This window comes from Psychrobacter sp. PSi21, assembly GCF_054960615.1.
On the sequence record NZ_JBHNYR010000002.1, the window covers coordinates 172129 to 184996 of the forward strand.

The 12868-nt window shown below is 46.7% G+C and carries 13 protein-coding genes; 5 read left to right on the top strand and 8 right to left on the bottom strand.

Going from position 1 to position 12868, the window contains the following annotated elements:
* Position 1: 1 nt before the first annotated feature.
* The 5 genes from ACFI32_RS02685 to ACFI32_RS02705 all read right to left on the bottom strand — a co-directional run bounded on the left by ACFI32_RS02685 (position 2) and on the right by ACFI32_RS02705 (position 4284).
* The gene (locus tag ACFI32_RS02685; protein ID WP_462624959.1) at positions 2-193 is read right to left on the bottom strand and encodes a (2Fe-2S)-binding protein; all 192 of its coding nucleotides are present in this window, start codon (positions 191-193) and stop codon (positions 2-4) included.
* A 349-nt stretch (positions 194-542) separates the two neighbouring features.
* Positions 543-1265 (bottom strand): sulfate/molybdate ABC transporter ATP-binding protein, encoded by a 723-nt coding sequence (locus ACFI32_RS02690; RefSeq protein WP_462624960.1) that lies wholly within the window; start codon positions 1263-1265, stop codon positions 543-545.
* A gap of 27 nt (positions 1266-1292) precedes the next feature.
* On the bottom strand, positions 1293-2240 hold the full coding sequence (gene cysW, locus ACFI32_RS02695; RefSeq protein ID WP_462624961.1) for a sulfate ABC transporter permease subunit CysW: 948 nt from the start codon (positions 2238-2240) through the stop codon (positions 1293-1295).
* A 1-nt stretch (position 2241) separates the two neighbouring features.
* Entirely contained in the window at positions 2242-3114 is an 873-nt protein-coding gene (cysT, locus tag ACFI32_RS02700) for a sulfate ABC transporter permease subunit CysT (RefSeq protein ID WP_462624962.1), read from the bottom strand.
* A 156-nt stretch (positions 3115-3270) separates the two neighbouring features.
* On the bottom strand, positions 3271-4284 hold the full coding sequence (locus tag ACFI32_RS02705) for a sulfate ABC transporter substrate-binding protein (protein WP_462624998.1): 1014 nt from the start codon (positions 4282-4284) through the stop codon (positions 3271-3273).
* A 345-nt stretch (positions 4285-4629) separates the two neighbouring features.
* Between ACFI32_RS02705 and ACFI32_RS02710 the strand changes: the two genes are divergently transcribed.
* Positions 4630-5202: a hypothetical protein gene (locus ACFI32_RS02710; RefSeq protein ID WP_462624963.1), complete on the top strand. Its 573-nt coding sequence runs from the start codon at positions 4630-4632 to the stop codon at positions 5200-5202.
* 52 nt (positions 5203-5254) lie between these two features.
* On the opposite strand, the gene ACFI32_RS02715 is transcribed toward ACFI32_RS02710, so the two are convergent.
* A complete protein-coding gene (locus tag ACFI32_RS02715) occupies positions 5255-6382 on the bottom strand; it encodes a sulfate ABC transporter substrate-binding protein (RefSeq protein WP_462624964.1) in 1128 nt (375 codons plus the stop codon).
* A 260-nt stretch (positions 6383-6642) separates the two neighbouring features.
* Here ACFI32_RS02715 and ACFI32_RS02720 point away from each other — a divergent pair, with 260 nt between their 5' ends.
* On the top strand, positions 6643-7173 hold the full coding sequence (locus tag ACFI32_RS02720) for a hypothetical protein (RefSeq protein ID WP_462624965.1): 531 nt from the start codon (positions 6643-6645) through the stop codon (positions 7171-7173).
* Positions 7174-7287: 114 nt separating this feature from the next.
* Here the strand turns inward: ACFI32_RS02720 and sat are convergent, their stop codons facing one another.
* Complete coding sequence (gene sat, locus ACFI32_RS02725) at positions 7288-8541, bottom strand: sulfate adenylyltransferase (protein ID WP_462624966.1); 1254 nt, start codon at positions 8539-8541, stop codon at positions 7288-7290.
* A gap of 317 nt (positions 8542-8858) precedes the next feature.
* Between sat and ACFI32_RS02730 the strand changes: the two genes are divergently transcribed.
* The 3 genes from ACFI32_RS02730 (at position 8859) to ACFI32_RS02740 (ending at position 11839) form a co-directional block, all read left to right on the top strand.
* The gene (locus ACFI32_RS02730; protein ID WP_462624967.1) at positions 8859-10544 is read left to right on the top strand and encodes a nitrite/sulfite reductase; all 1686 of its coding nucleotides are present in this window, start codon (positions 8859-8861) and stop codon (positions 10542-10544) included.
* Positions 10537-11127 carry a DUF934 domain-containing protein gene (locus tag ACFI32_RS02735; RefSeq protein ID WP_462624968.1) on the top strand — a complete coding sequence of 197 codons (591 nt, stop codon included), beginning with the start codon at positions 10537-10539 and terminating at the stop codon, positions 11125-11127. The genes ACFI32_RS02730 and ACFI32_RS02735 overlap by 8 nt, the downstream gene beginning before the upstream one ends.
* 73 nt (positions 11128-11200) lie before the next feature.
* A complete protein-coding gene (locus tag ACFI32_RS02740) occupies positions 11201-11839 on the top strand; it encodes a phosphoadenosine phosphosulfate reductase domain-containing protein (protein ID WP_462624969.1) in 639 nt (212 codons plus the stop codon).
* A 112-nt stretch (positions 11840-11951) separates the two neighbouring features.
* Here the strand turns inward: ACFI32_RS02740 and ACFI32_RS02745 are convergent, their stop codons facing one another.
* Positions 11952-12734 carry a DUF817 family protein gene (locus tag ACFI32_RS02745; protein ID WP_462624999.1) on the bottom strand — a complete coding sequence of 261 codons (783 nt, stop codon included), beginning with the start codon at positions 12732-12734 and terminating at the stop codon, positions 11952-11954.
* Positions 12735-12868 lie beyond the last annotated feature (134 nt).

The window sequence follows — 12868 nt, forward strand, 5'->3', positions numbered from 1 at the left end:
CTCAGACGGCGTAGGCCAAGCTCTCAAGCGCCGCATGATGCTCTTCTAAATAATCATTAACCATAGGCTCACAGCAGCCGCAGCAAGTCGCCACATCAAGCGTGTCTTTTAAGCCATCCATTGTATCGACGCCTGAGGCAATCGCGGCTTGGATTTGCTTTTCTTTTACGCTGTTACAGATGCATACGTACATATAGTTGCTCCTACCCTATTGGCTACTGTGCTGGTGGTCATTGACACTGAGTATTATCGATACTTATCTGTTGATACCAGCACGGATAAAAATAGTCACTTAACAATCAATATCTTACCGCATTTTCTGCAGTGGTTATCATAATAACGATAATTATTACTATTTACAATAACTTTTAGAAAATTTATTTATCAAGGTGCTACTACTCACTAATAGAAACTGGCGCGAGGTGATTTGTCTGTTTCTACCCTGCGCGGTTTAGGGTCTTTGATACCAAAAGCCCCACCAATGAGTGCTCATTGATGGGGCTTGGCTAACCGCATTCAGTTTGTTGTCATGACCATGGTCTTTATACCAAATCCAAAAACTCACTGACAAATGGGCTGGCAGGATGATGGATCAGCTCTTCTGAGGTGCCTACCTGTTCCACATTGCCCTGATTCATAATCACAATCTCATCAGAGACCGCGCGTGCCTCTTCTTGGTCATGCGTCACCATGATGCTGGTAATACCCAGCTCATGGTGGATATTTTTAAGCCATGTACGCAGCTCTTTACGCACTTTGGCATCCAGTGCGCCAAAAGGCTCATCAAGCAGTAATAGCTTTGGTTTGACCGCGAGTGCGCGTGCTAGCGCAATACGCTGACGTTGACCACCTGAGAGCTGATGTGGATAGGCATTGGCCACCTGTGGTAACTGCACTAGATCCAGCAGCTCTGCCACGCGCTTATTGATATCTGCCTTGCTTGGACGCTCATTTTTTGGCAGTAACGTCAAGCCAAAGGCGACATTATCAGCGATATTCTTGTGGCGAAATAATGCATAGTGCTGAAACATAAAGCCGATATGGCGCTTTTGCACTGGTGTATGAGTGACATCAACGTCATCAAACAAAATTTGTCCCGAATCGGCATACTCGAGCCCTGCAATGATACGCAGTAAGGTGGTTTTACCGCAACCTGAAGGACCCAGCAAGGTGGTCAATTTGCCCGTTGGTACGGAAACACTGATGTCATTTAGCGCCGTAAAGTCGCCAAACTGTTTGTTTACGTTTCTGATTTCGATACTCATAGTGCAATCTCTTCAATAATTCTTATTTTATGATGTCGAACGGGCTTTACGCACAGCGTCTTCGGTCGTTTCTTTAGAAGCACTAACAGGCAACTTGGGCGCGGCGACTAAGCGCTCAGATTTGGCAAATTTGCGCGATTGCAACTTGGTCATAATTTGTTGCACCAATAAGGTCACCAGTGCCAATGCGGCAAGCAAGCTTGATAAGGCAAATGCTGCGGTAAAATTGTACTCGTTATAGGCAATCTCAACCAGTAGCGGCATGGTGTTGGTTTCGCCGCGAATGTGGCCTGACACCACGCTGACCGCACCAAACTCACCCATCGCGCGGGCATTGGTCAAAATCAAACCATACAGCAATGCCCATTTGATATTAGGCAAAGTCACATGCCAAAAGGTCTGCCACCCACTTGCGCCTAGCGTCAGCGCTGCTTGCTCCTCAGAATCGCCTTGTGTCTGCATCAGCGGGATCAGCTCACGCGCCACAAAAGGAAAGGTCACAAAAAGTGTGGCCAATACAATACCCGGCACCGCAAAAATCACCTGAATGCCAACGTTTTCAAGCCAACCGCCGATGGTTGAGTTGAGTCCAAACAGCAGCACAAACATCAAGCCAGCCACCACAGGAGACACTGAAAACGGTAAATCAAGCAACGTGGTCACCAGTTGCTTACCTTTAAACTGATAACGGGTGACCAACCATGCAATTGCGATGCCCATAACCATGTTAATAGGCAGTACAATCGCTGCTGTAATGAGCGTCAGTTTAATCGCCTGCAGTGCTTCTGGCTCGACCAGTGATGCCAAATACAGCTCCCAGCCGCTTTTAAAAGCCTCATAAAACACAGCCAATAGTGGGATGACCAGCATCACAATCATAAACAGAACTGCAATGCCGATAAACACCGCTCTGACCCACGGTGCATCTTTGGTCGCCGCATTGCTTTGATAGTTATAGCTATTTGATATTTGCATCTTAGCGGGCTCCTACGCGGCGTGACAGTCGCCACTGCATGATATTGATGCTGAGTAAAATCACAAAGGAGATCAGCAGCATAAACAGCGCCACCGCAGATGCGCCTTGAATGTCAAATTGTTCAAGTTTACTGATAATAATCAGGGGCAAGATCTCTGACTGCATCGGGATATTACCCGCGATAAAAATCACTGAGCCATACTCGCCTGTTGCGCGCGCAAACATCATGCCCGCACCCATCAACAAGGCAGGCAAAAGCTCTGGCAAAATCACCTTATTAAAGGTGGTCAAACGATTGGCACCCAGCACTGCTGCGGCTTCTTCAAACTCGACTGACAGCTCAGCAAGCACTGGCTGCACCGCGCGGACAATAAACGGGAAACTGACCACCACCAGCGCCAGCCAAATCCCAAGCGGCGTAAACGCTACTTGCACGCCAATCTTGGCAAACCACTGCCCGATCAAACCATTTGGCGCGTATAAGGTAGCCAGTGAAATACCGGTCACTGCCGTGGGCAGCGCAAAAGGCAAATCCACCAACGCATTGATGATGGACTTGCCCCAAAACTCATAACGCACAAGCACCCACGCGACCAATGTACCAAACACCATATTGGTCAGCATCGCCAAGAATGACATCCAGACGCTCAGCTTGATGGCAGCGGTAACCTGCGGCTGAGTAATGGTGTCCCAAAACCCAGTCCAGCCCATTTGGGTGGTGGTATAGGCCATCATGGCAAAAGGCAGTACCACCAGCAAAGACAAGCTGAAAACGGTGATGCCCATACTCAGCCCAAATCCTGGCAGCACATTGCGCTGGCGCAGACGGGTCAGCCAAGAGCGTTTTTGGGCAGGAGAAGTTGTTGCACTCATAGTGGTTCCTGTTGCCGATCTGATGGTACTAAGATGAGACCATGTGTTGTCGTATGATGTGGGTCTAAAAAATAGATAAGGACACAGCGTCAGCAGCCATGTCCTTATTCAATAAACTATTAACACAAGGTGATGACTGCGTGGCAGCCGACCCAGTTACTGCGGTGCGTTAACAGCCAGCTGATCAAAGACGCCGCCATCACTGAAGTAGGTGCTCATGATCTCATCCCACGTACCAAAGGTATCATTAGGACGGAACGTCTCTACAGGTGGTAGCTTGTCGCTGTTTTTCTCAAGCACGCTTTGTACGCTGGGACGTAAGTACAGATCGGCAGCCAATTGCTGGGCAGGCTCGCTCCATAGATAGTCAAGATAGGCTTTGGCTGCATCTGTCGTGCCTTTTTTCTCTGTTACGGCGTTCACAACCGCCACAGGGCTTTCTGACTTGATAGAGTACTTGGGATACACGATGTCGACTTGACCAGCGCCAAATTTGGTTGCCGCAAGATTGGCTTCGTTTTCAAAGGTCACAAGCACATCACCAATACCGCGTTGTACAAAGGTCGTGGTTGCTGCGCGGCCGCCGTTTTCGTAAACTTTAACGTTTTTAAGCAAATCTCTCACGTATTCTTTGGCAGGCGCTTCTTCGTTATTAAACGCATGCAGACCATAACCATAGGCGCCCAAGAAGGCATAGCGACCATTGCCCGTCACTTTTGGGTTGGCCATCACAATCTCAAGATCAGGCTTGGTCAAGTCTGCCCACTCATTGATGTTTTTAGGATTGTCTTTACGCACCAAAAAGACGATGGTGCTGGTAAATGGCACTGCATTGTCTGGGAACTGGCTTTCCCAATCACTGGCGACCAGTTCTTTTTTCTCAAGCAGCTCGATGTCTGAGCCTTGGTTCATCGTCGCCACGTCAGCTTGCAAGCCGTTAGCAACAGACAAGGCCTGTTTGCTTGAGCCGCCATGAGATTGCTTGATTTGTACGTTGGCATTTGGATGTTCAGCTTTGTAGTGCTCGACGAACATGGGGTTATAGTCTTTATAAAAATCGCGTGCCACGTCATAAGAGACGTTTAGCAGCTCAATATTTTGACCATCCCCTGCTGCGTTATCGGTAGCCGCACTGGTATCTGCCTGCTCATTGCTACTACACCCGACCATACCCATTGTCATCGCAATACTGGCCACGCCCAGCACATGACGGGCACGTGTTTTGTAAGGGGATGCGGGCTGGCTGAGTGTTTGGTCTGCGGTGTTGGTTGTCATAAGTGCCTCAAATAGGGTGTTAACGCGGTTATCAATGGGTCGATAACGGAGCTTTGGAGTCATCTCAGTATGCTAACAGCGCCAGCTTATTATGTTTAATGACTAATATGCGTATGTTACTGCCAAAATGGAATATTAAGACAAGGTATCCAGCCGCTGGCTTATAAATAAACGTTAATCGGAATGTTCAGTGTGATATTTTTCGACTATAATCGGCCATTATTTGTCGCAGGCATCCAAATGAACTTGGAAAAATCAGATACTCTCGTTTCATCTACAGTACCACCCGCTATACAACCTTTATTCTATGTGGTGTCTAAACGTAAATTTTTTATGTTGTCCATTGCTACCTTTAGTTTTTATAATCTTTATTGGTTTTGGAAACAATGGCATACATGGCAGGCCGCCACCCAAAAAAAGGCTTGGCCTCTTTTACGCGCCTATTTCAGTATCTTTTTTGCATACAGTTTATTTAATGAGATGGAAACGGCCGCCAATAAGATTACTGGATTGGCACATAAGCGAGCACATATTTTCGCAGTCATATATATAATCGTGGAGGTCGCATTCCTGATAATAAGTGACATCCCTGTGATCGGCGCGATATATTTACCCGCTGTTATCGGTCTGGTAAGCGTAGAATCGTTAATACTTTGGCAAGGGCAAGTACAGGCAAATATCGCCAGTTTGGATGATAAAGGTCAAGGCAACCGCGACTTAACCCCTTTAAACTATTTGTGGATCGCCATTGGTATCTTATTTTGGATCTTGACCATCGTCACCGCCATGATGTCTTTATATACTGAATACTAGCGCATGTCTCTAATTCAACCATTTATCACTTTTTTAGTGCTGTTTAGCGGTTTTAGTGCTGTTTAGCGGTGGCCAGCTGATCAAAGACGCCGCCATCGACAAAGAAAGTCTCCATAATCTGCTCCCATGAGCCAAACGTGGTGACGGGGTCAAAGGTGTCAATGTCAGGCAGAGTGTCACGGTGCGCGGCCAGAATAGTCTCATCACTTGGGCGCAGGTACATGCTGGCCATCAGCTCTTGGGCAGGCGCATCCCATAACGTTTTAAGATAGGTGTGTGCCGCTTGGGTATGACCATTTTTATCTGTGACGGCATTCACCACGGCCACAGGGTTATCAATAGTAATCGAATAACTGGGATAGACCATTTCAACCTGCCCTTTGGCATATTTAGACGCCACAAGATGCGCTTCATTCTCTGTGGTGACCAGTACATCCCCCATCCCGCGCTGGATAAAACTGGTGGTTGCCGCACGCGCGCCATTGTCATAAGTGATGACATTCGCCAATAGGTCTTGCATATAAGCATCCGTTTTTGGCGTGGCAGCTGACTTGTCAATACTGCCATCTTCATCAAAATGATGAATCCCGTAACCGTAGGCGCCCAAAAAGGCATAACGCGCGGTGCCACTGGTTTTTGGATTGGGCATGACCACTTCGACGTTATCACGCGCCAAGTCTTGCCAATCCTTGATATGCTTGGGATTACCGTTACGTACGAGTAGCACCATGGTACTGCTATACGGAATGGCCTTATTTGGCAAAGCCTGCTGCCAGTCTGCTTTGACCAACCCCCTCTCTACCAGCAAATTCATATCGGTATTTTGATTAAAAGTAACCACATCCGCTTGCAAACCGTTGGCGACAGACAAGGCCTGTTTGCTTGAGCCGCCATGTGACTGGTTGATTTTCACGGTGCTGTTTGGATGCTCAGCTTGATAGGCTTCACTAAATAGGGTGTTGTAATCTTTGTAAAAATCACGCGACACATCATACGAGACGTTGAGCAGCTTGATGTCTTGACTGCCTACTGGACTGCCATCTTGAGTAGACTGCGCAGGGCTACAACCTGCCAGCACCAGCGCTGCGATTGTGGCGCTACCGATAAGGACTGGCTTGATACTGAGATGGTTACGGATGATTTTATGGCCATTATTATTTTGATAAAGGTGCTGAAGCATGATGATTCTCGATAATGCGGATGTATGGGCTTTGGTTTTTATTGTTATTGGGTATGATGACTGATCACGAGCTTCATGCTAGCAGCTTCATCGCGCCTCGCTTAATGATAAATAGGCTTATCAAGTAATTGACTTGGCATAAGTGTCTTTGCTTGCTATGGTATGATATCCACTGCCAGTCAAGTTTGATGGCATATCCAGCCTGCGACTATGATTGGTTATTGGTGCTGCAATTTTCTTTTTTAATGATAGGTGCTTCTATGATCACACATCCGTACGCTCGCCTATGTTTGGTTGCGGCCTGCGCCGCAACACCCGCAACTGCCATGACAGGCTGTCATACCATGAACCACCAAGCTCACCAACAACCCGTCACAACAGACCCTGTGCCGATGACGGCCGCGCAGACACGATTGACCCCTGCGGTAAAAACGGTCATCGGCGACTATGCAAATGATGGTTATGACAAGCGCCTTGAAGGTTATGATTGGATGACGGTCAAGGTTCGACCGCATGGCAGCGATCAGATAAATATCCAGATTCGTGCGCGCGCCGATATCAAGAAGCCCAGTTGCTACTTTAATGGTCAGGCCACATTGATGGGACAAGATGATGCGCATGGGGTAATTTTTGAGACCATCGCCAATGACAGCAAGACGTTCTTGCAGTTTAAAAACGGCAAACTGACCATTGATAGTACCAATCAGCACGCGCTGAATTACTTTTGTTCAGGTGGTGCCAGCCTCGCTGGTAACTACCAACGATTGGTAGGCGGTATGATGGCCAGTTGATCGGTATTTGTACGTAAAACCATTAGCAAAGGAATCATAAAAAGGAACCAAAAAAAAGGGGGCTACACTCATGTAGACCCCTTTTTTTGTACTATTTGTCGCTCAGTGGTCAGATTACACCGCAGAGGCGCCTGTCAATTTGACCTCAGCGCGTTCTTCACGAGCGATGCTGCCGTAGTAGTTACGCAAGATTTCAAGCACTTCTGGACGGCTAAAGTTCTCTGGTACATCCATATCTTCTGATAGCGCTTTACGCAGCTTGGTGCCGGATACTTTGACATGCTCAGAGGCATCATGCGGGCAAGTTTTGTCCGATGCCATTGCGTTACACGCATTACACCAGAACGTCCAGCCAATTTTTAGCGGTTGGGTGATCAGATCGTCTTTGCCAATCTTCTCAAAAATGGTTTGCGCATCAAACGCGCCGTAGTAATCACCCACGCCAGCATGGTCACGACCAACGATCAGATGGCTACAGCCATAGTTTTGGCGGAACAAGGCATGCAATAAGGCTTCGCGTGGCCCTGCATAGCGCATGTCTAGCGGATAACCCGCTTGGATAACGGTATCTTTTTTGAAGTAGTTATCGATCAAGGTTTTAATCGCTTCTTGACGCACTTCTGCTGGAATATCCCCTGGTTTGAGCGCGCCAAGCAATGAATGTATCATCACCCCATCACAGATCTCGATTGCGATTTTGGCCAAATACTCATGTGAGCGGTGCATCGGGTTACGCGTTTGGAAAGCGGCGACCGTTTTCCAGTTTTTCCCTTCAAAGATTTCACGCGTTTGCGCGGGCGTTTTATAGATACCTGGGTAACGCGTTGGGAACTCACCTTCGCTCAGCACTTCAACGCTGCCTGCGATATTGACCTCATCTTGATCCAACACTTGCTGGACGCCCGGATGCTCTGGGTCTGTCGTGGTAAAGACTTGCTGACACTCATGTTCTTTATCAATGGTATAGGTCTCTTCTACCGTTAAGATACCCATCACTTCGCCATCTTTGGCAACCAGTGCCACTTTGTCACCTTCATTTAAAGCGTCTGCGGTGGCTTTTGGCGCCGATAACGTGATCGGAATTGGCCAAAACAAACCGGCATTGTCGCCTGATTGGAGGCGCATGTTATCGACCACACCTTGCCAGTTGGCTTGGTTCATAAAGCCAGTTAACGGCGTAAAACCACCAATACCGAACATAATCAAATCACCGCGCTCACGTGAGCTTAGGGTGATGGTAGGCAGCGTGCTGGCAAGCGCCAAGGCTTGCTCACGTGCTTCGCCCTCTAATAATAAAGGTTTTAGCTCATCACTACCGTGCGGCGGCACTAGATTACTTTGGGCTTGGTTTGCTGTCGATTCTGTCATAGAAACCTCATAAAAGATAAGCGAAATAAAAAGCGTTGGCGAATCGCGTTTATTGTGACGGCTTTTGATGGTAAATTAAGCACGGTGCGCGATTTGATACGCCATAGGCTACCTAACTTTCGTTATGAAAATTTATGCTGTCTTTGGATATGGATATGACTTAAATGAATTTATGTTTCAAACGGCAAGCTTATATCATGGGAAACCATCTGATTATTACCTAATAACTGTCAAACACGCACACGCAAATCATTTTCACCGCTACTTTTTTGTACCAATTTAGCGCATCTTTTGACATTTGAAATTGAGATTACGTCATGTATCAATATAGCTACGCTGACCAAGCCTTAGTGGACGAACGGGTTGCCCAGTTTCGTGACCAAACTCGGCGGTTCTTGGCAGGTGAGTTGCCAGAAGAGCAATTCTTGCCACTGCGCCTACAAAACGGTCTTTACATTCAGCGTTTTGCGCCCATGCTGCGCATTGCCATTCCTTACGGACTGCTAGCCAGCTACCAGCTGCGTGCCCTTGCGGATATTACCCGCACTTATGACAAAGGCTACGGGCACATGACCACCCGTACCAATATTCAGTTGAACTGGCCACAGCTAGAAGACGTGCCAGATATTTTGGCAAAACTGGCATCGGTGCAAATGCATGCCATCCAGACCTCAGGCAACTGTATTCGTAATACCACCACCGACCCTTATGCCGGTATTCATAAAGAAGAAATTGCTGACCCGCGCCCTTACTGCGAAATCATTCGTCAGTGGTCGACCTTTCACCCTGAGTTTGCTTTTTTGCCGCGTAAATTTAAGATCGCTGTTATTGGTACTGAGAATGACCGCGCTGCCACGCAAGTGCATGATGTGGGTCTGCATGTCGTTACCAATGATGCAGGCGAGCTTGGGTTTGAAGTCATCGTCGGGGGTGGTTTAGGCCGTACCCCGATTATCGGCAAAACCATTCGTGAGTTTTTGCCGCGCGAGCATCTGCTCAGCTATCTCGATGCGATTTTGCGCGTGTATAACCTACATGGTCGCCGTGATAATAAATACAAAGCCCGTATCAAGATTTTGGTCGACAGCTTAGGCGGCAAGCAATTTGCCAAATTGGTGGAAGCGGAATGGGAAGCGCATACCAAAGATGGCCCGCTCACCTTAACCGATGACAACTTTGACACGGCAGCCAGCTACTTTAGCATGCCTGATTATCAGTCGTTCGACGCCTTGCAAGTGCAGTCTGATCTGCAGCAGGTATTGAGCGAAGACAAAGCATTTAGCGATTGGTATACCCAAAATACCGTGGCGCATAAAGTAGACGGTTACCGTGCCGTCGTCATCTCACTCAAGGCCGGTCTGGTCGATGGTCGCTACGTGCCCTCAGGAGACTTGACTGACTCGCAAATGGATGCGTTGGCAGACCTGGCGGATGAGTACAGCTTTGGCGAGATGCGCGGCACTTATGAGCAAAATCTGGTTTTTGCTGACGTACAGATCAACGAGCTATACACATTGTGGAAAAAGCTGGACGAGCTTAATCTTGCCCGCGCCAACATCAATACCTTAACCGACATGATTGTCTGCCCAGGTTGGGATTACTGCTCACTGGCCAATGCCACCACGCACAATATCGCCGAGCAGATTGAAAAGCAGTTCAATGATTTAGATTACCTATATGATTTGGGCGATATCACGCTCAATATGTCAGGCTGCATGAATGCCTGCGCCCACCACCATACGGGTAATATCGGTATCCTCGGCGTGGACAAAAAAGGTGAGCACTGGTATCAGATCAGCCTTGGCGGTAACGCGAGTGCGGATGCCAAATTGGGTAAAATTTTAGGTAAAGCAGTGCCAGCGGATGCAGTTGCCAGCACATTGCAGACGATTTTAGATGTCTATTTAGAGCAGCGCGCACAAAATGAACAAGATGTTGAAGGGTTTGCTGACGTGGTTGACCGCGTTGGTATTGCCCCATTTAAGGAGAAGGTCTATGGCTAATCATCGTGTGTTTGATCGTCATGGTACCGATATCAGCTTGGATGACACATGGCAAGCATTGGTGACCGAGCAGCTGCCTGATGGCATCGCCTTGACCAATATTTCACTGATAGAGCTGCTACAAGAACAAAGAAAAGAAAGCGTGCTTATTCCGCTATCTGACCTGTTGACGGCACAAGGCAAAATGGCCAACGGCCTACTACAGCAGTTACGTGACCTGCTAGCGCAGCACAGCAGTCGCCTCGGCGTATGGATCACTGCCAATACCGATGCTGACGACTTGCCAGACATCAAAGAGTTTTTATTAACGCAAGACTTGATCGTGATTCATATGCCAAGCTTTGTCGATGGTCGCGGCTTTAGCTTTGCCCAAACTCTGCGCCAACTTGGTTATGAGGGCGAGATTCGCATGGCAGGCGCATTTGGCCGTGACCAAATCGCTTATTTACTGCGCGCAGGTGCTGATAGCTTTGTGCTCAATGAGCATGATCTCAAATCAGACATCAGCCAAGCCTTTACAGCCCTAGCCAGTAGCTATGATGGTCGCGATGCCTCAGCATTACCAATGTTTTCAAAGACCTAATATCTAGATATTAGTTAGCATAACTCAATATTAAAGAACCATTTTTATATTCACCATTATTAAGGACTGTATCATGAGCCAATTACACCCAAACCTAGATATCGACCAAGCAAACCAAGAGTTGCAAGGTAAATCACCTGAGCAAATCGTTGCTTGGGCACTAACGCAAGCCAAAAACCCAATCATCACGACTAACTTCCGCCCTTACGAGTCAGCGATTTTGCATTTGGTTGCCAAGCAGCGCCCTGACATCACGGTATTGTGGGTAGATTCAGGATACAACACCGATGCCACCTATCAGTTTGCCAACAAATTGATCCGCGATCTTGACCTCAATGTCGTGACCTTTATTCCAAAGCAAACCGCAGCGCATCGTGATGCGACCATGAACGGTATCCCAGGCATTGATAACCCACAACATGGCGAGTTCACTGAGCAAGTCAAACTTGAGCCATTCCGCCGCGCTCTAGATGAGCTAAAGCCAGATGTCTGGTTTAACGCCATTCGTAAAGATCAAACGGAGTTCCGTCAAAACCTTGATGTATTGAGCCTATCTAAAGATGGCGTATTAAAAGTGGCACCATTGTTCGAAAAAACGGATGCTGACTTGGATGTGTACTTAGAAGAAAACAACTTGCCAAACGAGCATGACTACTTTGATCCAACTAAAGTAGAAGAAAGCCGTGAGTGTGGTTTGCACACACAGTTGTAATTTTAGCGTTTTCTAAACTTAAAAAGCCCTCTCTTAATATTTAAGAGAGGGCTTTTTAAGTTTTATAGCTGATTGTTATCGTTTCCATTCACAGTGAGCACGCGTCCTAGTATCAAATCAATTGCCAGCGTCCTTTATCACTACGGTTGCCAAGTACAACCAAGACCAGCACCAGACTTAGTATCAGCAATAAATACCAAGAGCCAATCTTACCCCAGCCCACCATGTGCCATAAATTTTCTTGTGAAGGATAATGCCAAATATTAGCAAAAGTAGCAATATTCTCTGCTAGCCAAACCAAAAATGCCAGAAACCATAATAATGGTAAAAAAGGTAATTGATATTGCTTGCTACCACCGACGTCCCCATCATGTTTGTCATGAACTTGAAAAAACACTTTAGTTTTCCAAAACAAGATTACTGAAGTGATGAAAAGTACATTACGGATATCAGGAACGAAAAACTTAGTAAAAAAATTAGCATAAGATAAAACAACCAATAAATTCACCCATATCAAGTTTGGAAAATCGGTAAACCTGACATTAAATAGCCTTAAGCCGCGTGCTATAAAACTACCCACCGCTGAATACATAAAACCAGCGAAAAGCGGTACATTGGCAATTCTAAAAATGGCTTGCTCAGGATAATGCCAAGAGCCAATCTGGGGATGAGTTAAAAACAGCTCCATAGCCATAGCCAAAATATGAAAAATAGCAATAACACATACTTCACGCGGTGTCTCAAATTTAAAATAAACCAAAAAAACCTGAATCATTAAAGCATAAGCCAATAATATATCGTATCGATAAATGCCAGTCACCGCCCAATTCATTTGGTGCGTCAGTAAAAAAGCCAATAATAAAAGAATTCCAAATAAAGCAGACGCTAAAATCATCACGCCGCTACGTAAAATGATGTTCAATACCTTACCTTAAATTCGTACTATAATTATGTTGATTACTGTATTTATACTTGAGATAAGTCCAATAGGTGATTTTATTATCCAAGCTAGCAATGCAACCCGTATTA

Bases quoted from the DNA above. Each gene is read 5' to 3' on its own strand.
- cysT (WP_462624962.1), bottom strand. From the start codon at position 3,114: ATGAGTGCAACAACTTCTCCTGCCCAAAAACGCTCTTGGCTGACCCGT.
- ACFI32_RS02705 (WP_462624998.1), bottom strand. From the start codon at position 4,284: ATGGTCGGGTGTAGTAGCAATGAGCAGGCAGATACCAGTGCGGCTACC.
- ACFI32_RS02685 (WP_462624959.1), bottom strand. From the start codon at position 193: ATGTACGTATGCATCTGTAACAGCGTAAAAGAAAAGCAAATCCAAGCC.
- ACFI32_RS02745 (WP_462624999.1), bottom strand. From the start codon at position 12,734: ATGATTTTAGCGTCTGCTTTATTTGGAATTCTTTTATTATTGGCTTTT.
- sat (WP_462624966.1), bottom strand. From the start codon at position 8,541: ATGACAGAATCGACAGCAAACCAAGCCCAAAGTAATCTAGTGCCGCCG.
- ACFI32_RS02720 (WP_462624965.1), top strand. From the start codon at position 6,643: ATGATCACACATCCGTACGCTCGCCTATGTTTGGTTGCGGCCTGCGCC.
- cysW (WP_462624961.1), bottom strand. From the start codon at position 2,240: ATGCAAATATCAAATAGCTATAACTATCAAAGCAATGCGGCGACCAAA.
- ACFI32_RS02710 (WP_462624963.1), top strand. From the start codon at position 4,630: ATGAACTTGGAAAAATCAGATACTCTCGTTTCATCTACAGTACCACCC.
- ACFI32_RS02735 (WP_462624968.1), top strand. From the start codon at position 10,537: ATGGCTAATCATCGTGTGTTTGATCGTCATGGTACCGATATCAGCTTG.
- ACFI32_RS02690 (WP_462624960.1), bottom strand. From the start codon at position 1,265: ATGAGTATCGAAATCAGAAACGTAAACAAACAGTTTGGCGACTTTACG.
- ACFI32_RS02730 (WP_462624967.1), top strand. From the start codon at position 8,859: ATGTATCAATATAGCTACGCTGACCAAGCCTTAGTGGACGAACGGGTT.
- ACFI32_RS02715 (WP_462624964.1), bottom strand. From the start codon at position 6,382: ATGCTTCAGCACCTTTATCAAAATAATAATGGCCATAAAATCATCCGT.
- ACFI32_RS02740 (WP_462624969.1), top strand. From the start codon at position 11,201: ATGAGCCAATTACACCCAAACCTAGATATCGACCAAGCAAACCAAGAG.